The organism is Fannyhessea sp. (assembly GCF_986145555.1).
The window spans coordinates 1-4,390 of sequence record NZ_CFRCNA010000047.1; the positions used below are offsets into that span (position 1 = coordinate 1).

The window sequence follows — 4,390 nt, forward strand, 5'->3', positions numbered from 1 at the left end:
CTTATACAATCTGTGGTTCGTCATGCACAAGTTCCAACCATAGAAACTGGGGTAGGGAATTGTCATGTATATCTTCATAAGTCACTTTCTAGCAAAGAAGACATTTCAAAAGCTGTTTCGGTGGTTGTTAATGCAAAAACTTCACGTCCTGGTGTTTGTAATGCAGCAGAATCGCTTTTGGTTGATACATGTGCTGCGCCCGAGCTTTTACCGCCAGTGTTGCGTGCGCTTGACGCGCGCGGTGTAGAGCTTGTAGGAGATGCATGTGCCATGCACATTGCACATGAATGTAACATAGCTATGCAGCTTGCAGACGAACAAGATTGGGCAACGGAATATCTTGATCTTAAAATGAGCGTCCATTGTGTTGCTGATATTGATGAGGCAATTGATCACATTAACCGTTATGGAACTGGTCATTCTGAAGCGATTCTTGCACAAGACTATAATGCTTGTCAGAAGTTCTTAACGTTGGTTGATGCGGCTGCGGTCTATGCAAATGCGTCTACGCGCTTTACCGATGGTGGCGAGTTTGGATTAGGCGGAGAAATTGGCATTTCTACGCAAAAGTTGCATGCGCGAGGTCCCTTTGCTGCAGCTGCACTTACCACTACCAAATATATTTTACGCGGACAAGGACAAATTCGATGAATTCTGCAGAAGAAAGCGCAGCTCAACATTCTATGTCGCCTGATGATAGGAGCGTTCGTTCTCTGCATGAACAACGTGTTGCAGTTCGTTGTAGCTATCCTGCTTCTTTAGATAAACTCACGCCCTCAGAAATTGCCTATCTTAATGCCGAGCACACACTGTGCGATTTACCTGAGCTTGGGCAAGATAGAGATAAAACGTATCGATTAGGCATTATGGGCGGTACGTTTGATCCCATTCACCATGGACATCTTGTTGCAGCCGAAACGGCATATGATGAGCTTAATTTGGATCTTGTCCTTTTTATGCCTTGTGGGTCTCCTGCGTTTAAGCAAAACCGTCATGTTGCAACTGCAGAAGATCGCTATGCCATGGCAATCCTTGCCACTGCTGATAATCCTCATTTTTTGGTTTCTCGTTTTGAGATCAATCGTGCAGGTATTACCTATACCGCCGATACGATGCGTTTGCTTCGCGCTTATTACCCTGATAATGTAGAATTCTTTTTCATTACAGGTGCAGATGCTATTGCAAATATTATTTATTGGCATGATGCGCATAAAATTTCTTCATCATGTCACTTTGTTGCCGCAACGCGTCCTGGTTACGATCTACGCAGCGCGCAGCGTCGCATAGAAGCATCAAATCTTCACTTAAACGTACGCTATCTAGAAGTTCCCGCGCTCTCAATTTCATCAAGTTACCTGCGCGAACGCGTGCAGCATCAACGCTCGCTCAGGTATCTTACGCCTGATACAGTTACGGGTTATATTCATAAACATCTTCTGTACGGGGCGGACATTCGCGTGTATAAGCATATGGATTCTGATAAAGATTTATAAACTTTAGATTACGTTATAACTTTTATCTTCTTTATGTTGGCGTACATGCTATCATGTACATAAGGCGATGATAAGGACGCGTCTTTTGCTCACTTGCCTTATAGAGAGTAACGGTAGCTGGAATGTTATAGGCAACGCAATAAGATATCACCTTTGAGCTGTGGTTCAAACAAAACTTTAAACGCATATCAAGTTTAAAGTTTTTAGTAGATGCCACCGTACATGACAGACGATACATGTCAGGCGAGTAAAGCGGAGTAAGATTTCTGCTCGCTGGGTGGTTTAATCGAAGTGCTTATAACGCTTGTAGTGCGTGTTATCTACGCTTCGTCCCAGCAAGGAGGGACGGGCGTTTTTTTATGCCGTGTGTACGGTTAAAACGTTCGATACGACATGAAAGGATTTTCACGTGGCTAACGAATATAAAAGCTCTATGAATTTACCAAAGACCTCTTTTGCTATGCGTGCGGGCCTTGCACAAAACGAGCCCAAACGTCTTAAAATGTGGGAAGAAAATCATGTATACGAGCTTTTGCAGGCTCAAAATGAAGGTCATGATAAGTTTGTGCTTCATGATGGACCTCCCTATGCAAATGGTCCTATTCATTTGGGTCATGCACTTAATAAAATCTCAAAGGATATTATCAATCGTTACTGGTCGATGCGCGGATATCAAACGCCGTTTATTCCTGGTTGGGATTGCCACGGTCAACCTATTGAGCATAAAGTTGAACAAATGCTTGGAACGCAAAAGTTTAACCAACTCTCAACTGCTAAAATTCGTGAGCTTTGTCGTAAAATGGCTGTTGAACAAGTTGATACCCAGCGTCAGGGATTTAAGCGTTTGGGCGTTTTGGCAAAGTGGAATGATCCTTATTTAACCTATACGCACGACTACGACGCCACCGATATTGAGATTTTCAAAAAAATCTACGACAAAGGTTCAATTTATCGCGGTAGAAAGCCTGTTCACTGGTGTATGTATTGTCACACCGCATTGTCAGAAGCCGAAATTGAATATGGTGATGAGATTTCACCTGCTATCTTTGTTCGTTTTGCAATGACGAGCGTTCCGGCAGGTCTTGAAGCTTATGCCGATAATCTATGGGTAGACATCTGGACAACCACTCCGTGGACGCTTCCAGCAGATGACTGTGTTATCTTGCATCCGGAAGCTACCTATGTTGGTGTTTTGGTTGACGGTCGTTGTGAGCTTATGGCTGAGGCTCTTGTCAAAAAATGTTGCGAAAAATTTGGTTATGATTCCTATGAGTTAGCACGCGATGCCCAAGGAAATACCTGGCGAGCAACGGGTACTCAATTGCAGGGTAATACCTATCTTTTGCCAATTTTTGGCGAGCAGGGTGAAACTGGTGTATTTATTTACGCAGACTATGTAACCCTTGATGATGGTACCGGTGTTGTTCACTCGGCTCCTGGACACGGTGTGGACGACTATATTGCAGGTTGTAAGTTCGGTGTGCCTGTTGTTATGCCAGTGGATGATAACGGCTGCTTTTATGAAGGAGATGGCTTGGGTACGGGAGGACCGTTCTCGGGCATGAATGTAAACGATGCTAATCCTTGTGTTATTGAGTGGCTTACTAAACGTCATACCCTTATCCTTCATGAAGATATATCACACTCGTATCCTCACTGTTGGCGTTGTAAAAAGCCCGTTATCTTTAGGGCAACTGATCAGTGGTTTGTTTCAATGGACCAAACTAACTTACGCAACCAAGCAACTCAAGAACTTTCCCATGTTACCTTTTATCCTGCTCATGCCGCTCGTCGTATTGGTACCATGGTTGAAGGTCGACCCGATTGGTGCATTTCTCGTCAGCGCAACTGGGGTGTTCCAATTCCTGCATTTACCTGCAAGGATTGTGGTGAGCTTGTACTTAATGACGCTACGCTTGATAAAACAATCGAACTCTTTAAAAACTGTGGTTCAGATGCTTGGTTTACGCAAGAGCCGCAAGACTACTTAGGTGATGCGTGCGTATGTTCTGCGTGTGGATCTCACAACCTTCAAGCGAATAAAGACATTTTGGACGTATGGTGGGATTCAGGAGTTTCTCATACGGCCGTGTGTAAACATCGCCCAGAGCTGCAATTCCCAGCAGATATGTATTTGGAGGGCTCAGATCAGCACCGTGGTTGGTTTATGAGTTCACTTATGACTTCTGTTGGCGCTTATGGAATAGCTCCTTATAAATCGGTTGTTTCTCAAGGCTTTACCTTAGACGGACAGGGCAGAAAGATGTCTAAGAGCTTGGGTAATGTTATTGATCCAAACAAAGTGTGTGCTACGCAAGGTGCTGATATCATTCGTTTGTGGGTTGCCTCTGTTGATACTTCTGTTGATGTGTCGTGCGACGAAGAGATATTAAGCCATGTTGGCAATGCTTATCGTCATTTCCGCAATACCTTTAGATTCTTGTTAGGTGAGCTTGAGGATCAGTTTGATCTTGCAACTGATGGCTTGGCATTTGATGATCTTTGTGATTATGATAAATGCGTGCTCACGCGTATGTGCGAAGTTCACAATCAAGTTACCCAAGCGTATCAAGATTATAAGTTTAATCAGGTGTATCGTACGCTTTATGATTACGTAGTCACTGAGTTGTCTCAAGGCTATCTCAACGCTACCAAAGATCGTGTGTATTGTGGTGCAACTACTGGTCTTGAGCGCAGAAGTGCGCTTACAACCTGGTCATATCTTCTTGCCATGCTTGTTCGTGATTTGCAGCCTATTTTGGTATTTACCTGCGATGAAGTTCTTGAGCACATGCCCCAATCGCTTCGCGAGGGAAAGTCCTTTGCGGCACTTCTTTCTTGGTTTAGTGCTCCTGTTGACGAAAAACATATGGCAACATATCTTCCTGCATATAAAG

The 4,390-nt window shown here is 43.9% G+C and carries 3 protein-coding genes; all 3 read left to right on the forward strand.

Annotation, left to right across the window (positions count from 1 at the left end):
* Positions 1–651, forward strand: a 651-nt coding sequence (locus AC5GD6_RS06075) for a glutamate-5-semialdehyde dehydrogenase (protein ID WP_491846467.1), incomplete at its 5' end; no start/stop codon positions are given.
* On the forward strand, positions 648–1,493 hold the full coding sequence (gene nadD / locus AC5GD6_RS06080; protein WP_491846468.1) for a nicotinate-nucleotide adenylyltransferase: 846 nt from the start codon (positions 648–650) through the stop codon (positions 1,491–1,493). The genes AC5GD6_RS06075 and nadD, both read left to right, overlap by 4 nt.
* Before the next feature lie 409 nt (positions 1,494–1,902).
* The coding region (gene ileS / locus AC5GD6_RS06085) for an isoleucine--tRNA ligase (RefSeq protein ID WP_491846469.1) at positions 1,903–4,390 on the forward strand (2,488 nt) is incomplete at its 3' end.